Origin of the sequence: Rhizobium altiplani (assembly GCF_001542405.1) — a bacterium.
GTDB lineage: Bacteria > Pseudomonadota > Alphaproteobacteria > Rhizobiales > Rhizobiaceae > Rhizobium > Rhizobium altiplani.
The window spans coordinates 1-19,394 of record NZ_LNCD01000011.1 but is presented as its reverse complement, the minus strand read 5'-3'; the positions used below and the strand labels follow the sequence as shown (position 1 = coordinate 19,394).

Here is a 19,394-nt window from a genome sequence, read left to right as displayed (position 1 = left end):
TGCTTGGCGAGAATTTCTCTTTCCGACGTCACCGTTGATATTCCCATCTACGAGCCAGCCGGTCGGTCTCTTAAGAACAACATCCTTTCCACGGCGACGGGGGGGCAGATCCGTCCCCGTGCGGGTACGACCGGGACCGTCATTCGTGCGATTGAGAACCTGACCCTCGATGTCGAACACGGCTCCCGCGTCGGGCTAATCGGCCACAATGGTGCAGGGAAGTCCACGATTTTGAGAGTGATGGCTGGTATTTACGAGCCGACCGGTGGGACTGTCTCGATAGCGGGCGAGGTGGCCTCGCTTTTTGATATTGGCTTTGGAATGGACCCGGAGGCGACCGGCTGGGAAAACATTGTTCTCAGAGGCATGTATCTTGGTTTCAGCCGCCGAGACATCGAGGCGCGGTCAGAGGAGATCGGCAAAGCGACAGGACTCGGTGAGTTTCTCGATATGCCGCTGCGAACCTACAGTGCCGGCATGTCGACCAGGCTGGCCTTTGCGGTTTCCACTTCGCTCAAGCCGGAGGTACTTCTGATCGACGAGGGGATCGGAGCCGGTGATGCGGCGTTCTTGGCTCAGGCGCAGGAACGGTTGCAGGCGTTTATCGGTGAGGCGGGCGTCCTGGTAATGGCGTCTCATTCCAACGACCTTTTGCGAGCCTGGTGCACCGAGGGGCTGTGGATGGAGCACGGCAAGATGCGCATGCGCGGTCCAATCGATGCGGTGATCGGGGCCTATACTGATTTCGTCAATAGCGGAAGGTAGTTGGTATGTTTTGGTTTATGACGGGCAGATTGCCGAGGGAACGATCGATGATCCCGCCGTCAAGCGGCTGCTGACAATCACCGGTGTCAACCTCACCGTTGCGACGAGGTCGATGGCAGTAATCGGTGACATCGCTCGGTTCAGGCGTCCCCAGAAGCTGGTTAACTACTTCGGCCTCTACTCGAAGTCCCCATCAATCAGGACTTGGCGGTGCTCATCATGGACGCGTCAGCAAGTTGGCGGTAGCCATGCCCGCGCGACGCTGGTGAGGCGGCAAGGGCAGCGGCGAAGGCACCAGGTCCCCTGCACGCATTTTTCGTCCGGTCAGGACCAGACGCGGCCATCAGGTTGCTGCCGTTCCGGCAACTTGAGCCAACTGCACGTTCGCAGGTTATTTTAGAGCCCCGCACGTCTCACTCGATATATACGCCGCCCCAATAAGCCCAATCCCAGCCGCAACTTACTCCACATGCCGTTTCCAGCGTTAAGTTGCTGACTCCTTTGGGAATATCGAGCGTGACGGTTTGTTCCGGTCGATCCGCTTCGACATCCTTTGGATTTAGGCATCGGTTCATCATGACCTGATCACCGGCTTTCACTAAGAAGCACGCCCCATCGCTGGCCCCGCCGTTCTGCCATGCCCCAGTACGAAGTCCGAATGCTAGGGAAACTTTCGATGCTCCAGCAACCTGCAGGTGAAGAGACATTGGTGCATGAGCCAAAACTCCCTCTGGAATGGTAATGAATGAAGGCTCCTTAAGGACGTTTTCGCGAAGCAGGGGTGTTAGGCTATCGGCTTTTCTGATCGCGCTGTCGATGAAGGCATTTTTATTGCTTGCGGTGAGTTTCGCGGCATCCAGACGCGTAAAATCGATTCGGATTTTGTCGTCGTAGGCTAGTTGGTGTCCCCCTCCCATCGTGATCTTCACCGAGCGAGCTCGGCGAAGTGCTGGATATCCTGTTCGTCCGGTCGATACGAGGACATAATCGGACGTGGTGTTCACCAGCGGGGATAGCAGAAATCCTGCATCTGCCATTTCTGGGATGAGGCGGTAAGATATGATCGCACCATCATCATACTTCACAGTAAGTTGCGTTCCCGGTGGCCGATACAGGATATCCATGATCTTGCCGAGAAGCCGTGGCTGCACGTGCACAGCCATCATAAGAGGTGCGTCATCCTTTGGTACCTCCACTTCCCGATCGATGCTTGCCTCGACCGAAACGGTTTCGGCCTCAAGATTGGTGATAGGGGTGGTCCGTTTGGCAAGAACCAGTCCCTGGGGCTGTTCGTCGACGGGCTCGTATCGTGAAAAGAATAGGGGCCAAAGCGAGCCCTCCGCAGATGCCGGATGACGGCCGTCAATTGAGCCCGGCGCGAAGACAAGGTAATCCGGCGCCTGCTCACCTTGGAAGAAAGCTCTATTTCTTGCGATCAGCTTCGAGTTGTAGGTTGTATATTCCTGTATCGTCGGTCGAGGATGATAGTTTGACCCTGCCGCAATAGCCAACGATTGGTTTGAAGGCACTACGTCTATTGTGCCCTGATACTTCTGCAGCCCTGAGTTTTCGCCGAGGCGGGCTTTGGCGCTTGTCTGGGTGTTCTGAAGATCCGCCAGCCACTGCTCGGGCGCGACAGTAAAGATCTTCAGCAGGGAAAATTCTTCATTTGCGTCTCGGACCAGTGCCCCGGTATCGGTAAGCAGCGACCGCCCTGCCTCATTTGAGAGGAGGATATAGGGAGGGATAATACTTGCTATCGCAAGCAAGATCGCGACGAAGGAAAGCCTTCGTCCGCACATAGTTGCTGCGCAAGTCAGAACGGCAACTGTCAGTACGTTCCATGCAATTATCGAATGCAGATCGTGCCGAACGAACCCCGCTTTGAAGCCGATGAATAGGAAAGCAAAGAATATAAGCGATATGAGCAGTTTTCTGGTGACGTCGCGCCAACGTCCATCGTTAAGTGTCACGTAAAATAGCAGCGCGATGAACGCGAGACTCGCGCCCAAGTAAGCGGCCAACTCCCTACTCCGTCCTGGAATACTCATTGCGCTGGAGTAACCGCTCGAAACCTCCAGACTAGAGAGGATAAAGGGAATTATCTGTGACTTATCCTGCCCGGAGCCGATGAACGCTACGCAGAACGCAAGTCCCATTGCCGCTAGGTGGAGAGGCAATCGCCTTTGCTTTAGATCACTCAGATCGGCTGCGAACAGGCAAAGAATCGCGAGCGGAAATACGGAGAATTTGGAAAGAGAAACAATGCCGGCAAGCACGGCCCCAGAAACTGATATCGCCCTGTTGGCGCCGCCTGTCCCCGATACTCCACTCATTGCTGCGAAAAAAGGGATTGATAGAAGGAAAATGTCCTTCTGTACAAAGGGGCAAATACCGATAAGGGCTACAATAAGAACACGGGCAGTCAGGGGAGCAATGTTCTTTTGAAGCAGATGTGTGAGCGAGACGCCGATATAAATGGGTACCGCCAAGGAGTATATGGCGAGCTGAAAAGGCGCGCCGTTTTGGAAGGAACGGGTATATATTCCCGATAGCGGGCCGCCAGTGAAGGCGATATCCGTTCCAAACCTCAATCCCTTTTCAGCTGCGTAGGCAAGGGCGGCTTGCCAAGATTCGTCCAGGTTTCCTCCAATTGGATTGAAATGAAGTGGTTTAAATTTCAAATAGAAAATAAGTACAATAAGTACGGCAGTCGATACGAAAGCGACGAAGCGGGAAATGATATTTATATTTTCACGCAACGTTAGGGCCTCCGAACGTGAAATACTTATGAAGGAAGTAGCTGGTAGCTATAGGGCTTAGCACTCCAATCACATGAGCTATTGTTTCTGCGTGAAAATGAAAATTGATTAGGGGGAATACGTTTCGCGCCAAAATCAAACTTACGGCCCAAACTTGTACGAGTGCAATAACGTTGACGCCTGCGAAGCGCAGATATTCGGATCCAGCGTGCCTTGCGGATTTTTCGAAGACGTAGAGCTTCATGAGAACGAACGCGGTTGTCATGCCGACAACGTAGGCGCATACGATTGCAACCGAATAGGTCGTCACTTGCGACAACGCCATTCGAGACAGGATATTGATTGCAGCCGCGACGCCGCCGGAAAGAGCAAATCGGACGAAAGGTCGCGACAGCGCGCGAGACAATTTGTTGGTCACCTTGAGGCCGCCTCCGCCATGTCGCGCCCGTAACGAACACTTTCGGCAATACCGCGATCCTCGGGATAATAGTAACACGTATCAGCGATCTGCAGCCCGCCAATAGGCGTCTGGATGGGCGGCAGCTTGGCCATGAAGTTCGGTTCGCAGACCGGCTGGGCATATTTTAGCCGCCCGACCTTGGCGTCGACCAAATCGGTCTGGGCAATGTCCGGATTAACCTTGCGGATATAGCCGAAGGCCTCGTCGATGAATTGCTGGTCGCTCCATTTCCACTTCGGCTGTGTCACCGGCATGTAATAGGGCACGTAGACAATCGTGTCGCCGACTGGGCGCAAATTGGAGAATTCGATCAACCCCGGAATATCAATGCTCTCGTCGACGATGTTGACCCAGAAATTCCGGCTCACCGACTTCTTCAGCTTGAACAGTAGGCAGACGACACCAATGTTGCGGATCTCATCGTACTTTGCCTTCGAATCTGAGGGTAGATCGGGGACGAGCGTCGAGATTAGCGGCGTCGGTATGGTCGAAATCACGGCGTCCGCAGGGAAGAACCGGCCGCCGGCTGTCACGCCCGTTACCTTGCCATTTTCGGTTTCCACCTTCTCGGCCGGCGTCGACAGGTGCAGCCGGCCACCCTTGGCCGTATAGGCGGATACCAACGCATCGACCAATGTCTGGCTGCCGCCTTCGATATAGCCCAGCTCTTCCTGGAAGATCGAGCGGCGAGAGTTGCCGATGCGGCGCACACGGGTGGCGATCCACGAAGCGGAGATGCCGTCAGCAAGCTCATAGAACTTCAGGTCCATCAGACGCTTCCACAGCGTGTTGTAGACCTCCTTGCCGGAGCCGCCCTCGAGCCATTGCCGCGCCGTCTTGCGTTCGATCGACGCGAAATTGCTGGTCTTCGTCGTCAGGAACATCTGCAGGCCGGTCCGGATCTTGGCAATCAGGCTCAGATGCGGGAAGCGCAGCAGCGAGATCGGGTCGCCCCACGGGTGGATGCGCTCCTTCATGAAATAGCCCATCGACGTCGGGCGCCAGCGCATCTTATCGCCGATGCCGAGTTCGCGCATCAGTGCGAAGGTGGGCTCGTCCGACTTGCAGACGAAATGATAAAAGCGCTCGATCGACAGGCCGCCAAAATCGAAATGTGCAGCCATGCCGCCCGCAACCGAATCCGCCTCGATCAGATCGACTTCATGCCCGAGCTGCACGGCCCGGTGCGCGGCTGCCAGACCCATGGCGCCCGCGCCGATGACCACAATACGGCTCATGTTCTTCTCCTAAAAGTCCAGTACGATGCTGCTGTAGCGCGGATCGAGATAGGTTTCAGCAATCGCGTTGCGCAGCGGCGTGGCAGTCACCCCGAAGATTGACGGCCAGTCGATCACCGCAAAGGTTTCCGGAATGACCAGCGCTTCGAGCTGGCTGGTGGTGAAAGGCGGCTTGCTGCTGAACTTGCCGTAGACGAACAGCAGTACCCAGAACAGATAATAGGGGATGTGGACGATGCGGGCCCTGGGCGTCACTGTCTGATGGATCAGTCCGATCAGGTCGCCGTAGTGGACCTGCTCCAGGCCGGAAATGTCGTAGGTGCCCGTCGTCCGGTTGGTGAGCGACGAAATGATGATATTGGCAAAGTCGCCGACATAGAGCGGCTGGCGAATGAACTCGCCGTTGCCGGGGATGGGGAAGACCGGCACGCGGTCCATGAAGCGGCGCAGCCAGCCCAGGTGCTTGCGGTCGAACCAACCGAACATCAAAGTCGGGCGCAGAACGATATGCGGAATGTCGGTCACGGTATCGATGAACCGTTCCTGGGTGGTCTTGGAGCGGGTATAGAAATCATCCGCCTTGGAATTGACCACGGACGAGGAGATGTGGACGAAATAGGGAGTGGAATGCCTGCGCATCGCCGCCACGATCTTTTCGGTCGCCACAACGTTGTTGTCGACGAACTCCTGCTCGTCCAGGCCGCCGATCTGGGCCTGGTTCAACAGCACGGCATCCGCGCCGGCAAAGGCATCCATCCATGCCCCTTCGGTGGCGAGATCCGCCTCGATGACGTCGATCTCGGGATGGAGCTTGCGCAATAACGCTGTATTGCTCGCATGCTTGTCGATACCGACGATCTTGAGGTTGGGTATCCTCTTCAGCCGGGCAATGACGTTCTGGCCGACAAGCCCTGCGGCCCCGGTGATGATGATCTTCCCCATCATATGTCCATCCGGTTGAAGATGGCGCTCGGCAGGTTGCGGATGATCAGCATGATATAGCGCCAAAACCATGGGGCATAGACGACCGGACCACCCCGATCGGCCGCGGCTCGAACGACGGCTGCGACCTGAGGAGCCGTTGCCCATAGCAGGCCCTTGCGATCAAAGCCTTCCGTCATTGGGGTGATTGTCGGGCCTGGCTTGACTATGACGGCACGAGGGCCCTTGGTTGCAAAACGGTGCGCGATACCCTCGATGAGGGCGGCCAAGCCGGCTTTGGCGGCGCCATATACGAAATTGGCGCGGCGGCCGCGGTCCCCGGCCACAGACCCGATGACGACGAGCGAGCCACGACCCTGTCGCTCCAGCTCGGCGGCCGCGGCTAGACACCAGGCGGCAGCCGAGTTGAAGTTGATCTGCAGAATGTCATTAGCGACCGATTGATCGCGTTCGGCGTCAGCCTGGTCGCCGAGAATGCCGTAGGCTATGAGGATATGATCGACGCCGCCCAATTGGCGGATGAAATCGCCAAGCGTCGCATCCACGCCCTGCACCGAGGCCAGGTCATGAACTGCGGTTTCCGCTCTACTCGCGCCGCGGATCTTGAGGTCGGAGGCAATCGACGACAGCTTTCCGGCATGCCGTCCGACAAGCAACAGATCCGCGCCTTCTGCCGCGTAGAGGCGCGCGGTTGCCTCAGCAATCGCTGATGTCGCGCCTAGTACAATCACCCGCAATGCGCTGCACTCCTATTCATTGAGCGATCCGTTTCCAAAAATGCGATTGGAAATTGGGGTCCACGTATTTGGCGAAGTCCCGCCACTGTGGAAAGCCCGAGCGAAACATATCCACCGTCATTCTGCCGTCCTTGGCAGGGTAGAGCCGGCCGCCCGCCTCGCGCACGATCGCGTCCAGCCGGTCCATCAACTGCAGCGTCGATGCTCCCCGGTTTGGAAAATCGAGCGCCAAGGTTGTCCCAGGGCGCGGAAATGACAGCATACCGGGCGATGGCTTACTGCCAAACGTCTTGAGGACGGCGAGGAACGACCCTTCACCTGCAGATGAGATTGTCTCGAGCATCGCCTTGGTGGCATCCCGCTCGTTCTCCGGGGGGACGGCGGATTGATACTGATACATTCCGCGCCGACCATACATCCGGTACCAGTGGCCGATTGCGTCGAGGGGATAGAAGAATGGATGGATCGGAACGGTTCCACGACCGGCCTTGCGACTTCCATTCCAATGGTACAGGCGATTGAAGGCGCCGATCGAAAGCCTATTAAGAATGAAGCCGGGAAAGTTCAGCGGCATGTTCAGTTTGGGATCGGCTCTGGATGGCAGCCGCGCGCCTTTTTGGGCATGGTTTCCTCGGGTGAACAGGCCACGCCCCAGATCTTTGCCCTTCGCGAGGCAGTCAATCCAGGAGACGGTGTAGTCGAATACGTCCTCGCTCTCTCGCGAGACATGAAAGAACTCATCGAGATTGGCAAAAGGAACATTCTCGATGTCCATCATCGCACTATCGATGTGCATCACCTCAATTTCAGCCCAAGTGATGATGCCGGTCAGTCCCAGGCCCCCGATCGTTGCTGAAAACAGTCCGGTATTGTCCTGTGGAGTCAGCTCGAGCTGACTGCCGTCCGAGCGCAACAAACCAATACGCCTTACCCAGCGCCCGAGTGTCCCCGCTGCGTGATGGTTCTTACCGTGAACGTCGTTGGCGATCGCCCCGCCCAAAGTGACAAAGCGCGTGCCAGGCGTAACTGGCAAAAAGAAGCCCTTTCTTACAAGCATTTGCAGCAGCACATCGAACGAAATGCCAGCTTCGGCCCGTAAGAGCAGTCTGTCCGGGTCGAAGAATATCGCTCTGTCGACGGAAGTCATGTCCAGCAGCGCACCGTCCGGATTGAGGCAAGTGTCGCCGTAGGATCGACGCAGCCCGGTCGCTAGGATCGGAAGGTCGTCTTTTCTTGCGGCTATTAAAGCTTCGGGAAGGTCGTCCTGCCACGTAGGCCTAGCCACCTTATGGGGTGCCCGAATGACACCTCCCCATGATCTGATCTCATCGGACGTCGAAAATTGGATCATAGGGCAGCCAGAAAGAGAGCAAAAACGATGCCACCGAGCGCTAGGCTAATCCGGTCCCGCAATGCGAAGCTTACCGGGTCATCATTCATATGACCGCGATGGGCGAGCAACCAGATGCGCCCCAGCCATATGGATAGAACGAGTGGCATTCCCGCCAGCAACTGCGGATGGCTATAGAGGCTCGCCGGCAACATCTCCTCGATGATGAATAGCACGAGAACGACAAGGGATGCGACAGCGGAGGCAATGCCCAATGTCAGAGTCAATGGTGCATCTTCCACGCGATAACCCCGACTTGCGAGGCTATGGGCTTCACCTGTTACCCCGGCCCGAATAATCTCCGTATGCCGTTTGGTGACCGCCAAGGAGAAGAAAAAGAAAACTGAAAATGTTAAAAGCCACGCGGGGCTAGGCTGGCTGATGAGAACAATCCCCATGATAATGCGTATTGTAAAGAGTACGCCGATAATCAGAGTGTCTAGCAGAGGCACACGTTTCAGGCCAAGCGAATACGATCCAGTGAGCACAAGATAGCTCGCGAGTGCGCCTGCGAAGGCGGGAGCGAGGACTATCGCCGACGCAAATGCAACGGCAAGCAATATCCCGGCAAGCGCTAAGCCTACCGGAATCGACATGCGGCCACTGGCAAGCGCGCGGTTGCGCTTCGACCAATGCTGACGGTCCGCATTAAGATCTGCCAAGTCGTTTAGGAGATAAGTGGCTGACGTAATCATCAGAAGGCAAATGAATGCGAGAAAGGTACGGCCAATCAGAGACAAGTCGTCCCAAGCGTGAGCAAAAATTAAAGGGAGGAAGATCAGTACGTTCTTAGACCAGTGATGGACACGCAGGGCCTTCAGTAGATCCTTGGAAGACAGTTGCTTGTTCTTAAATTCGGCTTCAATGGGTTTGTCGAGATTTCGTGCCGCTTTGGCGACCGACGGGGAAACGCCAGCGAGCACGATCCCGCTCGCCGCCTTCCAGACAGCGAGATCGGCCGCGCTATCGCCTGCGTAAATGAACCCTTCCGGGAAGCGCTGCTTCAAATAAGCCGCCTTTGCTTCGCCCTTTAAGTTTGCCTCAGCCGAGCCGGTTGCGCTCTCAAAAATGCCGAGCCGCGCGGCCATAGCGTCGACGACTGGCTGGGCGGCGGCCGAGCAGAGATGAATTTCGCGTCCGCGGTCCGCCTGATGATGAAGCCACTCAACCAAATCTTCACGGATAGGAAGCGTCGTGTGCGTTAGATCGATTTCGCGCGCAAGTTGCGCTTTTAACGCCGCTCGCCCTTTCGAGAGACTGAAGAACGCGTGCAAGATCCCAACAGGGCGCGTGAATAATCCCGTCACGATTTGCTCGTAAAGTGTGTCCGTCACGATTAACGTGTCATCGAGATCGACAACAATCGGCAATTCTGAAATATCGTCGCTAGTACCCGTTGCTACAACGACCTCACGGACTTCTTCCATATTGAGCACAATTCTCGCAATCTCGCCCCAACGAGGCAGTGGCCATTTGATCGTGAGGCTGTTTCACATGAGAAGGAGGAAAATTCAAGCATAGACCGCGAGAGAAGCCCCAACCCCAGTGGTAAGAGCACTAGCCTCAAGCGAAATGTCATTTAATCTCGAGCTTCAGAATTTGTGAGTTGCTTCACGAATGTGCTTCTTCGTCGGCGCTACGAAAGCCGGCACAAGCGCGGTGGCCACGAAAAGATGCGATATTGAGCAATACGTCGGAAAGCGCCAAGTCGCCGGGATGGCGTGCGCCGGCAGACAGGCAGCAACAGCCCTTCCTCGGCTCGCCAGAACCGCGGCCGCGCACCACAGTCGGGGATTTCGGTGGAGGGCGCGAAGAACAACGTCACGCCGCTTGTCATCTTCCTCCGCACTGCGAGTATCACATTTCTTGATAGCGAGTCCGACGGTTCAATTCAACGCTCCGCCGCTGCTTTGACTATATGAGATTCGGCCAATTCATGGATAGTCTCGTCAATTTCCATTGATTTGTCGGCTTTAACTGGATACCAGCGCCAGGATTGCCAATCAACGAAGGCCCAAAAGATGTTACACAACGCAACGGTTCTAATCACCGGCGGGACAGGCTCGTTTGGAAACAGCTTCGTTCCAATGACGCTCGCACATTTCAAGCCGAAAAAGATCATTATCCTCTCTCGCGACGAGATGAAGCAGTGGGAGATGGCGAAAAAATTCGCAGGGGATAGTCGCATAAGATTCTTCATCGGCGACGTCCGTGATAGGGAGCGTCTGTATCGCGCCTTGGACGGCGTGGACTACGTGGTTCATGCAGCTGCGACCAAGATTGTCCCGACCGCGGAGTACAATCCATTCGAGTGCGTGAAAACCAATATCAACGGCGCGATGAACCTCATCGACGCGTGCATAGACAAGGGTGTAAAACGCGTCGTTGCACTCTCGACGGACAAGGCCAGCAGCCCCGTCAACCTATATGGCGCGACCAAACTCGCCTCGGACAAGCTGTTTGTCGCGGCCAACTCCTACAGCGGCAGCCACGATACACGTTTCGCCGTAGTGCGATACGGCAATGTCATGGGATCGCGTGGATCTGTCATTCCATTCTTCATGTCTATTCGTGGTACGGGCGTATTGCCGATCACGGACGAGAGAATGACCCGTTTCATGATCTCACTGGAACAAGGCGTGGAACTCGTCTGGCATGCCTTCGAGGACATGGAAGGCGGCGAAATCTACGTTAAGAAGATACCGTCCATGCGTGTAACCGATCTCGCGCGCGTCATCGCTCCGGGCGCGAGACATGAGATCGTTGGAATTCGCCCCGGAGAAAAGCTCCATGAACAGATGATCGGAGCTGAAGATTCCTTCTACACCTATGAATACAAAGATCATTTCAAGGTCCTTCCAGCGATCCATGACTGGGCGCTGTCCAAGGAGCGCATAAAGGATGGCACGAAAGTCTCGCCTGGCTTTGTTTATTCAAGCGACAATAACAAGGATTGGATGAGCGATAGCGACATGCATGCCTGGATCGAGGCCAACCGCGAGAAGATTGGAAGCTTTTGACATGATCCCTTACGGTCGCCAACAGATTGTGCAAGCGGATATCGATGCGGTCGTGGACGTGCTTCGGTCCGACTTTCTGACGCAAGGGCCCGTTGTGCCGCAATTCGAGAGTACCGTTGCACAGCGCGTTGGAAGCGCATATGGCTTCGCCGTCAGCAGTGCGACGGCTGCGCTCCATGTCGCCTGTCTCGCCCTCGATCTCGGTGAGGGCGACTGGTTATGGACGAGCCCGATCACTTTCGTAGCCTCGGCCAATTGCGCCCTATACTGTGGTGCCAAGGTTGACTTCGTTGACATCGACCCACGCACCTACAACATGTCGGTCGAGGCGCTCGAGAAAAAACTTGAAGTCGCCAAGAAAATTGGTCGCCTGCCCAAAGTAGTGGTCCCAGTGCACTTCGCCGGCCAATCTTGCGACATGCGGGGCATTCGCGCTCTGGCCGAGGTCTATGGCTTCAAGATCATCGAAGACGCCTCTCATGCCATTGGTGGTACCTATCTCGGTGAGCCGGTCGGCAATTGCCGCTACTCGGACATCGTCGTATTCAGCTTTCATCCGGTAAAGATCATTACGACCGCCGAAGGCGGAATGGCTATGACCAACGATCCGCAGCTGGCCCGACGCATCGGATTGCTTCGGAGCCACGGCATTACACGGGATCGCGCCGTAATGACTCATGAACCTGATGGCCCCTGGTATTATCAGCAGGTCGAACTAGGTTTCAACTACCGAATGACCGACATCCAGGCGGCGCTCGGTCTCAGTCAGATGGCGCGGCTCGATGAGTATGTGGCAGCGAGGCACTCACTCGCAAATCGCTACGACAAACTGCTGGAAGACCTCGCGATCGTTCGACCGTGGCAACACCCGGATGCGTTTTCCGCCTACCATCTCTTCACCGTTCGTATTTCAAACCGACCGGGCAATCGATCACGACGCGCCGTGTTCGAGGCAATGCGCGAAGCAGGCGTTGGCGTCAATGTGCACTACATTCCGGTGCATTTGCAGCCTTACTTTTCTGCCATGGGCTTCAGATCCGGAGATTTTCCGAACGCTGAATGTTATTATTCGGAGGCATTGACGCTGCCGCTATATCCCACGCTCAGTACTCAGCAGCAGGATACTGTGGTCAGTTCGCTCCGCGAGGTTGTCAAGGCATGAGACTGGCGGTCATTCCAGCTCGAGGCGGCAGCAAGCGCATACCGCGCAAAAATGTCCGGCCGTTTTTTGGAAGGCCGATGATCGCCTGGTCGATTCTCGCGGCGCAGGCCTCCAAGTGTTTCGATCGGATCATCGTGTCCACGGATGACGAGGAAATTTCCCAAATCGCTATCTCCGAAGGTTGTGATGTGCCCTTCATCAGGCCGCCAGAGCTTTCAGATGACCATGCCGGCACCGTTCCTGTTATCGCACATGCAGTCGAATGGGCGCTTGAGAACGGTATTCAAGCGAACCAGATCTGCTGTATCTACGCAACAGCTCCCTTTGTCGACCCGGTCGACATTCGCCGAGGTGCGGAAGTTCTCGACAGAGAAGTTTGCGACTACGTGTTCCCCGTAGCGAGCTACGACGCTACCATCCAGCGGGCCATTCGTATAAATGGCGAGGGTAAGGCGGAGATGTTTTACCCCGAGCACTATACCACCCGCTCTCAGGATCTGGAGCATGCCTATCATGACGCCGCGCAATTCTATTGGGGTACCCGGAGCGCGTGGTTGGAGCGCAAGGCAATATTCCTTGCCGATTCCGTTCCGATCATTCTTCCGCGCAGCCGGGTACAGGATATTGATACGGAAGAGGATTGGCGTTATGCCGAGCTCATGTTCGCCGTGTTGAGTGGCCAACCCAAGAGCGCTTAGGTGTGGAGATGTGCGACGGCATGGCTTGGAGTTATTCATTTCGTCGCCGGCGAAATCATGGGTTTCTGACACAACAGTGAGGACGGTATGGTCTTCCGCGACCGTTGCGTCCCTCTACCAGGTGAACGAGCCGCTATGAAGGTTGCCTTTCGGGTTGATGCCTCGATAACAATCGGTACAGGGCATGTCATGCGGTCTCTGACGGTCGCGGACGGCCTTCGCGCAGCGGGCGCGGATATCGTGTTTATATGCCGTGACCACAACGGCAACCTGATGTCAGCAATCGAGGCACGGGGATACGAGGTCCTCCGGTTGCCACCCACGGTCGAGCAGGAAATCTGCCAGCATGAAAGTCGCCGGTCTAATCTGCCGCCGCACGCGGACTGGCTGGGCACCACTTGGCAAAGGGACGCGGAGGATTGCACTCGGGCTCTGGACTCCATTTACCCCGACTGGCTTGTCGTCGACCATTATGCGCTCGACGCAGACTGGGAACGCGCCTTGCGCCCCCGTTGTCGAAAGATCATGGTAATTGACGACCTCGCAGACCGCGCGCATGACTGCGATATGCTGCTTGATCAGACCCTGGGACGTACGGTCGATGACTATCGTGAGCATGTCGGGGGCGAGGCGACCGTGCTTGCGGGATCGCAATACGCTCTTCTTAAGCCCGAATTTGCCGAGCTTCGGCAATTCAGCTTGGATCGAAGGCGTACCTCAGGAGTGCGCAGGCTTTTGATCACGATGGGTGGCATAGATAAGGACAATGCGACCGGTAAGGTCATAGATGCGTTGAAAAATTGCGCCCTGCCTGATAGTTGCGCGGTAACGATCGTGATGGGTGGACGAGCCCCCTGGATCGAGGATGTTCGTGAAAGGGCGTCCCACATGCCATGGCCAACCGAGGTTATTGTCGACACGAGCGAGATGGCTCACCTGATGAGCATGAGTGACCTTGCAATCGGTGCCGCAGGTGCGACATCCTGGGAGCGATGCTGCCTTGGAGTTCCCAGCATAGTAGTGGTGGTCGCCGAAAATCAGTCATTGATTGCAAAGCGCCTGGCCGAACACGGATGCGCGCATGTCGTGCACAGCATAGATGAGGTGGAGCGCTTGCTTCCCGATGGAGTTGATCCGCTTGTTCTATCGGCGACAAAACGCACGGAAATGGTCCACGCTTGTAGCCTTGTGACTGACGGCAAGGGCGTTCCGATGTTGGTCAAACGAATGGTCATTTGAGATGCTGGTAAGCACTAACGAACATCGCGTTCGCCCCATGGAGGAGTTTGATCTCGATTGCGTTCTCCAATGGCGGAACAGCGAGCACGTGCGGCGATACATGTATACTCGGCATCAGATCCAGGCCGACGAGCACAGGGCGTGGTTTAGTCGAAAGAGTATAGATCCCGCCTGGCACCTGCTAATCTTTGAGCAGGACCGGGTCCCGCAAGGATATGTCAGCATTCATGTCGCAGGACCAGGCGGCGTCGCAGAATGGGGTTTCTATGCCGCCCCGGATGCTCCAAAGGGAGCAGGCAAGGCACTCGGTATAGATGCGCTTGATCATTGCTTCTCGACTTTGCGTTTGCAAAGGGTCTGGGGGCAATGTCTGGCGTCCAACCTGGCATCTGTTAGGCTCCATGAACGAATGGGCTTTTCGCGCGAAGGTGAATTGCGCAACCACCACTTCAACGGCCAGACGTACGAAAACGTATTCTGGTTCGGCATCCTCGCCTACGAATGGCCACAAGCAAGAACGAGACTTTTAACATGAGCAAGCCCGCTATCACGATCGCCGGTCGACGAATTGCCGACGATACTGCTCCCTATGTGATTGCCGAGATGTCCGCAAATCACAATGGAAGTATCGAGACGGCCTTCAAGATCATCGAAGAGGCAAAGAAAGCCGGAGCTGATGCGGTCAAGATCCAGACCTACACCGCCGATACGATTACGCTCAATCATGATGGCGACGATTTCCAGATAAAAGGCGGCCTGTGGGGCGGGAAAACGCTCTACCAGCTTTACGAAGAGGCCCACATGCCGTGGGACTGGCATGCACCCCTTTTTAAGAAGGCCCGCGAGCTGGACATCACGATCTTCAGCTCTCCCTTTGACGCAACGGCGGTCGACTTATTGGAAGATCTGGGGGCGCCAGCCTACAAGATTGCCTCATTCGAAGCTGTGGATCTTGAGCTTATTCGATATGTCGCAGGTACCGGGAAGCCGATGATAATTTCCACCGGTATGGCAGATGATGCCGAAATATGCGAGGCCATTGAAGCGGCCCGGCGAGGTGGCTGTAAAGAGATTGCCATCTTGCATTGCGTAAGCGGGTATCCAGCGCCCGCGGAAGACTACAACCTGCTGACGATCCCTGACATGATCAGGCGATTTGGATTGGTTACCGGGCTTTCCGATCACACTCTGGAAAACACCACAGCTATTGCCAGCGTTGCCTTGGGCGCGAGAATAATTGAGAAGCATTTTACCCTCGATCGAAAGGGGGGCGGCCCCGACGACAGCTTCTCCCTCGAGCCGGCCGATATGATGGATCTGTGTGTGAGTTCAAGACGCGCTTGGATGTCGTTAGGGAGGATCGACTATGGGCGAAAGCCAAGCGAGGGGGAGAATGTCAAATTTCGTCGGTCGCTGTACTTCGTGAAGAATTTGAAAGCAGGTGAAATCATACCTGCGGACGCGATCAGAAGTGTGCGACCTGGTTTTGGTCTCGCGCCGAAGCGATATGGGGATGTTGTTGGTGCGGTGCTGCTAAAGGACGCGGAAGCATTTGGACCCGTGACGCTGGCACACATCCAAAGCTAACACGTACCGGTGTTCTGGCCTCGCGTTGCCTTAGCTTCCGTATGATCTGTGAACTGCTCCCGGCGTACTGGAGAGCGCTTCTTTTGCCCGACTACACCCTGCTCCAGATGAAACTTTCGAGTTTCCACCACCTAGTTGTTCCCGTCGCGATTTGACGGAAGACTCTCGCCTCCGGTGGTCGAGAAAGTTGGGGAGGGTAACGGGGCCGCAGAGGCTCCGGTCGCAGCCGGATGAACTGTGAGCGCAACGAATGGCCCACGGCTTTCGTGATTTGACTAAATAGGTTTCTGGCTTTCTGGCTCTCGGTCAGAACTTCTGCTTTGCCCGCTTCGGCATAAAATAGGTTCGGATATTGACGAGTGCTTCGGCGACGGCAGCAGCATCCTGGTGGGTCGCTTTCCGTTTTACCTCGCCGAGCTTGCGGATCGGCGCAATGATATCCCCAGTGACGGCATGACCTCGAAGGACAGGCTGCCAAAGCCTTGGCGCGTGTCGTGTTCCAATGAGAAAGCAGATGTCCCAATCAAATGGATCAAGGGTCTGATCATCGATCTGGGTGAACCTTGGCCGGTGGTCTTTCGGTCTCTCGGAAAGGCTTGCAGATATCCGATTATACTCTGCAACGATCGTCTGCACGGCCCGATGTTCGGTTGTTTCCATCGGCAGGTTTAGGGCATCCGGGCCGGTCAGTTCCGGGATCCATTGCCGTGGGTCGATGAACCTGGGGCCGATGATGAGGGCCGTAAGATAACCATCGAGTCTGCTCATTGACCAGATAGGCGATGGCGGACGACGTCTCCTGATAAAGGCTTCGAATGCGTCGTCATCGAGCTTCGGTCGCGGCGTCATCTCCTGGCTGTTCTGTGTCATGCCGCTTGTCGCTCCTGCTGTGTCATCGCTTCGCGTTCCGCCTTCCAGGCCCAAGGCAAAAGGCTCTCCATCTCGTTGGCTTTCACTTTGCCGGAGATGATGCGCTCCAGCACATCGGCAAGCCAGACGTCGGGGTCCACGCCGTTAAGCTTTGCCGTGTTCACGAGCGATGCCAGGACAGCGAAGGTCTTTCCACCCCGCTCGTTGCCCACGAATAATGAGTTCTTTCTCGTCAAAGCCACGGATTTCATGGAACGCTCGACGACATTGGAGTCCACCTCGATCCGGCCATCCTCTAGAAAGGCTGTCAATCCGCTCCAGTGGTTGAGCATGTAAGTGACTGCCTTGCCAAGTGCCGATTTCGACGACACCTCGTCGCTCAGTTCGGTGAGATGGACCTTCAGTTCTCTCATGATGGGAGCTGCCTCACGACGCCTGCCGCTAAGCCGGGTATCTTCATCTTCCCCTCGTAGTTTTGCTTCGATGCGATAGATTTCGGCAATCCTGGCAAGGATCGACAAGGCCTCCGAAGAGCCGGTCAGTTTGACGACGTCAACGAACTTTCGCCGTGCATGAGCGAGGCAGAAGGCCAGCCGCATGGGGGCAACGTTGCTCTTGCCGCGTCGTTTGACCATGGTTTTATAGGCTTGATATCCATCAACCTGAAGCACGCCGGCGAACGACGACAGTTGCCCCTCGATCTCGCGAGCGCTGCGGCTTTCGGCAAAAATGTAGGCCACCGCCGGCGGCGCCGGACCGTTCCATGGCCGATCGTCAACCGCTTGTGCCCATAACTGGCAGACCTTGGTTCGTTTGCGCCCCGGATCGAGGCGCGGAAGTGGCGTCTCGTCACAGAACACCCTCGGCTGCGAGCGGATGAAGGCGGTGAGTGCATCGTAGAGAAGTTCGAGCCACCAGGCGACCCGCGTGACCCATGCCCCGAGCGTACCGCGATCAATGATGACGCCGCAGGAGGCCAGCATCTGCGCCTGGCGATGCAGCGGCAAATGCCAGGCAAACTTCGAAACGGCGACATGGGCTGCAAACGCCGTGGTCACCATGCCGCCGTCCATGATGCGTGCTGGTGCGGGTGCTTGCACGATGCCACTCTCGCAAGCCCGGCATGCATAGCGTGGCCGGATCGTCCGTTTCACCCGGACTACTGCAGGCACGATGTCGAGCGCCTCGCTGACATCAGTGCCGATGCAATGAAGTTCGAACGAACAGCAGGGGCAAGTCTTGCTCGCTGGCTCGATGAGCTCGTCATAACGCGGAAGGTGTTTCGGCAAACGGCCGATATTGCGGGCTGGCGATCGCCGTGCCTGCGTTTTGTCTTCATCGACCGGCGCGACATCGTCATTGGCAGCAACGGGAATGTCGCCTAGATCGCCAAGATCGAGCATTGCCTGCGTTGGATCGATCGTCGTCATCTTCTCCGATTTCGTCCCGAAGAGCTGGCGCTCAAGGAAGGCAACGCGCGCCTTGAGATCGGCATTCTCTTCGTCGAGCGAGAGAATGATCCGGGTCAATTGCGCAGCATCCTGGGGCAAGGGATCGGGTCGAAGCGGCATGACAGACCCTACCACACGGGTCTGAATCTTCAAGCAAAACCAATAGGATCAGCCTGCTTTTGAGGGCCTCCTCACCGCGTTTCGTTTGACGCGCGTCCAGTCAATGCCGGCCAGCAAAAGCGAGAACTCCTGGGCACTCATCTGCATAGCGCCATCGCGGATCGGAGGCCAAACGAACTTGCCCGCCTCCAACCACTTCGTCGCTAGGATCATGCCTGATCCGTCCCAATAAATGCAGCGAAGCCGATCAAGACGCTTGGCGCGGAACACGAACACGTCGCCACAATAGGGATCGGCCGCAAGGGCTGACGCCACCAAAGCTACCAGGCCATTCATGCCGCGCCGGAAGTCGACGGGTTGCGTCGCAACCATGATCTTCACGCCATTTGGCGAAACTCCGATCACCGGCGCCCTCGCAACGCCGCTACCATCGCCTGCGCCAGTTCAGGCGCTACCGAGCCGATGACCGTCATGCGTGCGCCCGCAATCTCGATCTCAATTCGGCCAGCGAGAACCTCTGGGGCATTCGATGGCGAGCCTTCGTGTCGTGCGCCATCCCCAACCACTGTCACCGGCACGAACACGGCAGGCGGCAAACTAGTCTTTGCCGACCGTTGAGAGGTTAGTCCGGCTTCCCGTCGCCACACATTCAGCAAGCCGCGATTGACGCCCCAGCGCCTCGCAACAGCCGAAATGTTCACTTCAGGTTCTGCGCTCTCCGCGAGAATCCGCGCCTTCTCCTCGTCAGTCCAATTCCGCCGCTGCCGCCGACCGGTGATCACCTCGATCCGCCGATACTTTCCCTCATGCCTGGCTTCATGCATGCCTTCATCCATGACTTCAAGCATGGCATCAGCGCGATCTCCAACCATCCCGGTCCACTCCTATCAATGATAGAGCTTATCTCGAGGCCTCATTCACAAAAGAAAAGGTGGGCTGTTCGTCGCGCTCAC

Annotated in this window: 19 protein-coding genes; 8 read left to right on the top strand and 11 right to left on the bottom strand. The window is 56.4% G+C overall.

Annotated features, from left to right (window positions below; translation table 11 throughout):
• The first annotated feature begins 3 nt into the window (after positions 1 to 3).
• Positions 4 to 765 (top strand): ABC transporter ATP-binding protein, encoded by a 762-nt coding sequence (locus AS026_RS02205; protein WP_062368522.1) that lies wholly within the window; start codon positions 4 to 6, stop codon positions 763 to 765.
• A gap of 112 nt (positions 766 to 877) precedes the next feature.
• Complete coding sequence (locus AS026_RS44365; RefSeq protein WP_425349751.1) at positions 878 to 1,165, top strand: hypothetical protein; 288 nt, start codon at positions 878 to 880, stop codon at positions 1,163 to 1,165.
• A 13-nt stretch (positions 1,166 to 1,178) separates the two neighbouring features.
• Here AS026_RS44365 and AS026_RS02200 read toward each other — a convergent pair whose 3' ends face one another.
• Genes AS026_RS02200 through AS026_RS02170 form a run of 7 tightly spaced genes read right to left on the bottom strand, consistent with a single transcriptional unit; the run spans position 1,179 to position 9,721 of the window.
• A complete protein-coding gene (locus AS026_RS02200; RefSeq protein WP_062368521.1) occupies positions 1,179 to 3,527 on the bottom strand; it encodes a hypothetical protein in 2,349 nt (782 codons plus the stop codon).
• The gene (locus tag AS026_RS02195) at positions 3,520 to 3,945 is read right to left on the bottom strand and encodes a GtrA family protein (RefSeq protein WP_245307294.1); all 426 of its coding nucleotides are present in this window, start codon (positions 3,943 to 3,945) and stop codon (positions 3,520 to 3,522) included. Before AS026_RS02195 ends, AS026_RS02200 begins: the two co-directional genes overlap by 8 nt.
• On the bottom strand, positions 3,942 to 5,225 hold the full coding sequence (locus AS026_RS02190; RefSeq protein ID WP_062368520.1) for an NAD(P)/FAD-dependent oxidoreductase: 1,284 nt from the start codon (positions 5,223 to 5,225) through the stop codon (positions 3,942 to 3,944). Before AS026_RS02190 ends, AS026_RS02195 begins: the two co-directional genes overlap by 4 nt.
• Positions 5,226 to 5,234: 9 nt before the next feature.
• Entirely contained in the window at positions 5,235 to 6,170 is a 936-nt protein-coding gene (locus AS026_RS02185) for an NAD-dependent epimerase/dehydratase family protein (protein WP_245307293.1), read from the bottom strand.
• The gene (locus tag AS026_RS02180; protein WP_245307297.1) at positions 6,167 to 6,898 is read right to left on the bottom strand and encodes an SDR family NAD(P)-dependent oxidoreductase; all 732 of its coding nucleotides are present in this window, start codon (positions 6,896 to 6,898) and stop codon (positions 6,167 to 6,169) included. The genes AS026_RS02185 and AS026_RS02180 overlap by 4 nt, the downstream gene beginning before the upstream one ends.
• Before the next feature lie 22 nt (positions 6,899 to 6,920).
• Entirely contained in the window at positions 6,921 to 8,255 is a 1,335-nt protein-coding gene (locus AS026_RS02175; RefSeq protein WP_062368518.1) for an FAD-binding oxidoreductase, read from the bottom strand.
• Entirely contained in the window at positions 8,252 to 9,721 is a 1,470-nt protein-coding gene (locus AS026_RS02170; protein ID WP_062368517.1) for a UbiA family prenyltransferase, read from the bottom strand. The genes AS026_RS02175 and AS026_RS02170 overlap by 4 nt, the downstream gene beginning before the upstream one ends.
• 594 nt (positions 9,722 to 10,315) lie before the next feature.
• On the opposite strand from AS026_RS02170, the gene pseB reads away from it, so the two are divergent.
• From pseB to pseI, 6 genes are all read left to right on the top strand, one after another.
• The gene (gene pseB, locus AS026_RS02165; RefSeq protein WP_062368516.1) at positions 10,316 to 11,314 is read left to right on the top strand and encodes a UDP-N-acetylglucosamine 4,6-dehydratase (inverting); all 999 of its coding nucleotides are present in this window, start codon (positions 10,316 to 10,318) and stop codon (positions 11,312 to 11,314) included.
• A gap of 1 nt (position 11,315) precedes the next feature.
• Positions 11,316 to 12,476, top strand: coding sequence for a UDP-4-amino-4,6-dideoxy-N-acetyl-beta-L-altrosamine transaminase (gene pseC / locus AS026_RS02160; protein WP_062368515.1), 1,161 nt, complete (start codon positions 11,316 to 11,318; stop codon positions 12,474 to 12,476).
• On the top strand, positions 12,473 to 13,174 hold the full coding sequence (gene pseF, locus AS026_RS02155; RefSeq protein ID WP_062368514.1) for a pseudaminic acid cytidylyltransferase: 702 nt from the start codon (positions 12,473 to 12,475) through the stop codon (positions 13,172 to 13,174). The genes pseC and pseF overlap by 4 nt, the downstream gene beginning before the upstream one ends.
• 87 nt (positions 13,175 to 13,261) lie before the next feature.
• Positions 13,262 to 14,413: a UDP-2,4-diacetamido-2,4,6-trideoxy-beta-L-altropyranose hydrolase gene (gene pseG, locus AS026_RS02150; RefSeq protein ID WP_342587543.1), complete on the top strand. Its 1,152-nt coding sequence runs from the start codon at positions 13,262 to 13,264 to the stop codon at positions 14,411 to 14,413.
• 1 nt (position 14,414) lies between these two features.
• Entirely contained in the window at positions 14,415 to 14,948 is a 534-nt protein-coding gene (pseH, locus tag AS026_RS44360; protein WP_425349750.1) for a UDP-4-amino-4,6-dideoxy-N-acetyl-beta-L-altrosamine N-acetyltransferase, read from the top strand.
• Positions 14,945 to 16,000 carry a pseudaminic acid synthase gene (gene pseI / locus AS026_RS02140; protein ID WP_062368512.1) on the top strand — a complete coding sequence of 352 codons (1,056 nt, stop codon included), beginning with the start codon at positions 14,945 to 14,947 and terminating at the stop codon, positions 15,998 to 16,000. Before pseH ends, pseI begins: the two co-directional genes overlap by 4 nt.
• A gap of 306 nt (positions 16,001 to 16,306) precedes the next feature.
• Here pseI and AS026_RS02135 read toward each other — a convergent pair whose 3' ends face one another.
• From AS026_RS02135 to tnpA, 4 genes are read right to left on the bottom strand one after another with little or no spacing between them, the layout of a single operon-like run.
• Positions 16,307 to 16,870, bottom strand: a complete 564-nt coding sequence (locus AS026_RS02135; RefSeq protein WP_062368490.1) for a UPF0149 family protein — start codon at positions 16,868 to 16,870, stop codon at positions 16,307 to 16,309.
• Positions 16,867 to 18,441, bottom strand: coding sequence for an IS66 family transposase (tnpC, locus tag AS026_RS02130; protein ID WP_028749712.1), 1,575 nt, complete (start codon positions 18,439 to 18,441; stop codon positions 16,867 to 16,869). The genes AS026_RS02135 and tnpC overlap by 4 nt, the downstream gene beginning before the upstream one ends.
• A 48-nt stretch (positions 18,442 to 18,489) precedes the next feature.
• Complete coding sequence (gene tnpB, locus AS026_RS02125; RefSeq protein ID WP_028749713.1) at positions 18,490 to 18,846, bottom strand: IS66 family insertion sequence element accessory protein TnpB; 357 nt, start codon at positions 18,844 to 18,846, stop codon at positions 18,490 to 18,492.
• Positions 18,843 to 19,313, bottom strand: coding sequence for an IS66-like element accessory protein TnpA (gene tnpA / locus AS026_RS02120; protein WP_062368489.1), 471 nt, complete (start codon positions 19,311 to 19,313; stop codon positions 18,843 to 18,845). The genes tnpB and tnpA overlap by 4 nt, the downstream gene beginning before the upstream one ends.
• Positions 19,314 to 19,394 lie beyond the last annotated feature (81 nt).

Excerpts from the sequence above, each read along its gene's own strand:
- AS026_RS44365 (WP_425349751.1), top strand. The coding sequence starts at position 878 with ATGGCAGTAATCGGTGACATCGCTCGGTTCAGGCGTCCCCAGAAGCTG.
- AS026_RS02190 (WP_062368520.1), bottom strand. The coding sequence starts at position 5,225 with ATGAGCCGTATTGTGGTCATCGGCGCGGGCGCCATGGGTCTGGCAGCC.
- AS026_RS02185 (WP_245307293.1), bottom strand. The coding sequence starts at position 6,170 with ATGATGGGGAAGATCATCATCACCGGGGCCGCAGGGCTTGTCGGCCAG.
- AS026_RS02175 (WP_062368518.1), bottom strand. The coding sequence starts at position 8,255 with ATGATCCAATTTTCGACGTCCGATGAGATCAGATCATGGGGAGGTGTC.
- AS026_RS02170 (WP_062368517.1), bottom strand. The coding sequence starts at position 9,721 with ATGGAAGAAGTCCGTGAGGTCGTTGTAGCAACGGGTACTAGCGACGAT.
- pseB (WP_062368516.1), top strand. The coding sequence starts at position 10,316 with ATGTTACACAACGCAACGGTTCTAATCACCGGCGGGACAGGCTCGTTT.
- pseC (WP_062368515.1), top strand. The coding sequence starts at position 11,316 with ATGATCCCTTACGGTCGCCAACAGATTGTGCAAGCGGATATCGATGCG.
- pseF (WP_062368514.1), top strand. The coding sequence starts at position 12,473 with ATGAGACTGGCGGTCATTCCAGCTCGAGGCGGCAGCAAGCGCATACCG.
- pseG (WP_342587543.1), top strand. The coding sequence starts at position 13,262 with ATGGTCTTCCGCGACCGTTGCGTCCCTCTACCAGGTGAACGAGCCGCT.
- pseH (WP_425349750.1), top strand. The coding sequence starts at position 14,415 with ATGCTGGTAAGCACTAACGAACATCGCGTTCGCCCCATGGAGGAGTTT.
- pseI (WP_062368512.1), top strand. The coding sequence starts at position 14,945 with ATGAGCAAGCCCGCTATCACGATCGCCGGTCGACGAATTGCCGACGAT.
- AS026_RS02135 (WP_062368490.1), bottom strand. The coding sequence starts at position 16,870 with ATGACACAGAACAGCCAGGAGATGACGCCGCGACCGAAGCTCGATGAC.
- tnpC (WP_028749712.1), bottom strand. The coding sequence starts at position 18,441 with ATGCCGCTTCGACCCGATCCCTTGCCCCAGGATGCTGCGCAATTGACC.
- tnpA (WP_062368489.1), bottom strand. The coding sequence starts at position 19,313 with ATGGTTGGAGATCGCGCTGATGCCATGCTTGAAGTCATGGATGAAGGC.